Annotated in this window: 3 protein-coding genes; 1 reads left to right on the top strand and 2 read right to left on the bottom strand. The window is 59.6% G+C overall.

Annotated features, from left to right (window positions below; genetic code table 11):
• On the top strand, window positions 1–630 hold a 630-nt coding region (locus tag FY112_RS01060; RefSeq protein WP_151517417.1), incomplete at its 5' end, for an oxidoreductase.
• Window positions 631–664: 34 nt separating this feature from the next.
• On the opposite strand, the gene FY112_RS01055 is transcribed toward FY112_RS01060, so the two are convergent.
• Complete coding sequence (locus FY112_RS01055; RefSeq protein WP_131629636.1) at window positions 665–2,824, bottom strand: peptidase domain-containing ABC transporter; 2,160 nt, start codon at window positions 2,822–2,824, stop codon at window positions 665–667.
• 9 nt (window positions 2,825–2,833) lie between these two features.
• The coding region (locus tag FY112_RS01050) for an HlyD family efflux transporter periplasmic adaptor subunit (RefSeq protein ID WP_151517416.1) at window positions 2,834–3,834 on the bottom strand (1,001 nt) is incomplete at its 5' end.

Genomic DNA, 3,834 nt, shown 5'->3' with positions numbered 1-3,834 from the left:
CTCACCATCGTCACCAAGATCGGCGCCCGGCGCGGCGCGGACGGATCGTGGATTCCGGCCTTCTCGCGCGAGGAGCTGACGGAGGCGGTACACGACAACCTCCGCAATCTCGGCCTCGATGTGCTTGATGTCGTCAATCTCAGGATCATGTTCGACGTGCACGGCCCGGCCGAAGGGTCGATCGAAGCGCCGCTGACGGTGCTCGCCGATCTTCAGCGGCAAGGCCTGGTGCGTCACGTCGGGCTGAGCAACGCCACATCCAAGCAGATCACTGAAGGGCGTGGGATCACCGAGATCGTCTGCGTGCAGAACCAGTACAATCTGGCGCATCGGGCCGACGATGCCCTGATCGACGATCTCGCGCGCGACGGCATTGCCTATGTACCATTCTTTCCGCTCGGCGGGTTCAGCCCGCTGCAGTCTTCCACCCTGTCCGATGTTGCAGCACGCCTCAACGCGACGCCTATGCAGGTGGCGCTCGCCTGGCTGCTGCGTCGCGCGGAAAACATCCTGCTGATCCCCGGCACTTCGTCCCTCGGCCATCTCAGGGAGAACCTCGCCGCCGCCGGGCTCGCGCTGCCGGATGAGGCTCTCGAGCAGTTGGACGGCGTGGCTGGCAGCGCCGCCTGATGAAGTCCGAAATCGCAGGCGCGACGTCACGCTCTCAACGCGTGCTCAGGCTTTCGCCCAGTTGCAGGCTGATGACTTCCTTTGGCGGACCGAGAGGTCGCAGGCCTTCGCCGTCCATGTAAAGAACCCTGTCGGCGGCAGCGATGGTTTCCTGCCGGTGAGCGACGACGATGCGGGTAATGCCGAGTGAGCGTATGGAATGATTGACGCGCGCTTCGTTGGCGGCGTCCATGTGAGATGTGCCTTCATCCAGGAAAAGCATTTTCGGCTTTCGATAAAGCGCGCGCGCCAGCAACACGCGCTGCTTCTGGCCGCCGGAGAGGCTCGATCCCATGTCGCCGACGAGCGTTTCATATTGCATCGGCATTTTCATGATCTCGTCGTGAATTGCCGAAGCGCGTGCGGCATCGGCAATGGCTTCGAGATCGGCCTGCTCGGCAAACAGCGTGATATTGTCCGCTATGGATCCGGCGAAGAGATTGTCGTCCTGCAGGACGGCTGCGATCTGATCGCGAAAGCTCTTGTGACCGAACTGCTGGAGGGGAAGACCGTCGACGGCCACCTCACCGGATTGAGGCAACAGCAGCCCGAGCATCACCTTGAGGAGCGTCGATTTACCCATGCCTGACGGCCCGGTGATGGCCACATGTTCGCCGGCTTCAACGGAAAAGTCGATCTCCTGGAGAACGAGGGGATCGGTTGGAGAATAGCGGTAGGAAACGCTTTTGAGCTCCATCCGTCCTTTTAATTCCGTGATGGCCATTGAACTGGGGGCAAAGCTTCTGTCATCCTCCTCCAAGGCGATATCGGCCAAGCGTTCCAGATGCAGCCGTAGCATCAAGAACGCCATGCCCTGATCAACGAGATTGCCGGCCTTTTCGAGGAACTGACCTTTATAGGCGAGGTAGGCGAAAACCATGCCGACGCTGAAGCCGCCATTCATGACGAAGCCGATTGCCAGATAGATGGTGACGACATTCTCCAGGCCGAACAACAAGGCATTGCCGGTCGTTTGCCAAATGCCGATGCGCGAGGAGCGGATGTTGGCATTGACGGCATCCGTCAACAATGTCTGCCACATGGCATGCCGCATCGTTTCACCATTGTAGAGACGAAAGGTCTGGATACCACGTATCGTCTCGATGAGCGCCGTCTGTTCCTTGCCGTGCGCGATGATACTGCCTTCCTGGGCGCGGCGCTCGAACGAGAAGGATATCAGGCGAACGACGAAATAGAGGAAGAAGGCGGTCAGCGCGATCATTGCAAGCTTGGCGCTGTAGAAGAACATGATCGCCAGCGTCGTCAGCGCGAGCAATCCATCCACCAGCGTTCCAGCAACGCCTTCCGTCAGCATTTTCTGGATCGGCGTCACCGACTGGAAGCGGGAGAGAATGTCGCCGACCTCCCGCTTCTGGAACCAGTCGAGCGGCAGCCGGAACAGTTTCCTGGCAATGTTCGAGGCGATGCCGAAGCCCAATGCCGAGCCCGCCGCCAGGATCACGAAGGAGCGAAGGAAACTCGCGCTCGCATTGAACACTGTGAACAGCCCAAAACCAAGCGCAAGCACCGCAAGCAGATCGTGGTCGAGCGCCGGCAGTGCGTTGTCTATGCCGATCTGCAAGTAGTAGGGCAGGGCAAGCACATAGATCTGCAACACGACACTGAGGACGATGACCTGGAGGAATGAACTTCCAAGCCCGTTGATCCGCGTCCAGAGCTGCGACCAGCGCAACACCGTACGCTCCGTTTTCTTCTCGAATGCTTCGTTTGGCCGCAACTCCAGCGCAACGCCGGTAAAGTGGTCCGAAACCTCAGACATTTGAAGCCATTCACTGCGGCCAGCAGGGTCGTGGATCAGCGCCTTGTCGCCGGAAACCCGCTCGATGACGACGTAATGGTTCATGTTCCAGTGGAGGATCGCCGGCAATGCGAGATTGGGCAGCTCCTCCAGCGGCAGCTTGACGGCGCGAGGCAGGAGGCCCACCTGGTCTGCGATCTTGATCAGGCTCGACAGCGGGGCTCCTCGAAATGATGGGGTGAAACGTCGGCGCATCGTCGCCAGATCAACGTCGTGCCCGTAAAAGCTCGCCATCATTGCCAGACAGGCCAGACCGCATTCGCTGACCTCATTCTGACGAATGAGACGAATCCGTGAGGTTGAAAAGAACCCGGCCTGAAGTGCTCTGGCAGACAATCGCGGGTCCTATCGTCGTTGAAGGGCGAACAACGGCTCGAACAGCCATTCGAGTAGAGATTGGCGCGCGGTCGCAATCCGGGCCGACAAGGTCATGCCGGGAAACAGCGCTTGCTGCTTCCCGAAGGCCGTGATGCTCTGCCGTTCAAGGTCGACTGTCACGAGATAGTTCAGGTTGGTGCTCGCGCCGCTGCCACGGTTGATCGGGCTTTTCGACAGACTCTTGACGCGACCTGCGATCGTCCCGAAGCTCTGGTAAGGAAAGGTATCGATCGCCAGCCGTACCTCCTGCCCGACCTCGACAAAACCGACGGCGGCGTTGGGCATGTCCAGTTGCGCATGCAATGTTGCATTCAGCGGCACGACGCTCATGAGCGCCTGCTGCGTGTTCAGCGGCTCGCCGATCTTGGCCGTGAGGGCAGAAACCGTACCGCCGATCGGCGATCTGATCACATAGGCGCGGGACTGTTCGTTGGTGGCGAGGCCGCGATTGATATCCTCGCGCTGCGATTGGAGTGCTGCGACCTTCTCGTTTGAGCGCGCCTTGACCTGATCGAGCATTCGTTCGGCATCGGAGAGATCCGACCGCCGTTCCGTCAACGTGCTTTCCAGTACCGCCATTTGCTGACGCCGCTCGGTGAGCGAATCTTCTCTCAACGTCACGTCTCGTCGTGGAACGATACCCTTGTCGACCAGGCCGCGAATGCGCTCGACATCCTTCTCGATCGAGGTGATCAGCTCCCTTTGCAGGGCGATCTGGCTCTGAAGCTTATCGATCTGCGTCTGGTAACCGGCAATCTGCGCACCGAATTGCGCCGTTTGGGCAATTTCATCGTTTTTGACTTCCGCCAGTTGCTCGCTGATGCTGGCATTCTGCCGGTCGAGCATTTCGGCGACTTTTTCGGAGGCCGATTCACCGCTGACCAGATAGTCCTCGGAGCGCACGGCCACCAGTTCTTGGCCTTCTTCGACTTGATCGCCGTCTGCGACCATCATCTTCATGATGACGC

The sequence above is a fragment of the Rhizobium sp. PEPV16 genome, assembly GCF_008919455.1.
Classification (GTDB): domain Bacteria; phylum Pseudomonadota; class Alphaproteobacteria; order Rhizobiales; family Rhizobiaceae; genus Rhizobium; species Rhizobium leguminosarum_Q.
This window is presented reverse-complemented; position numbering and strand designations above follow the sequence as displayed.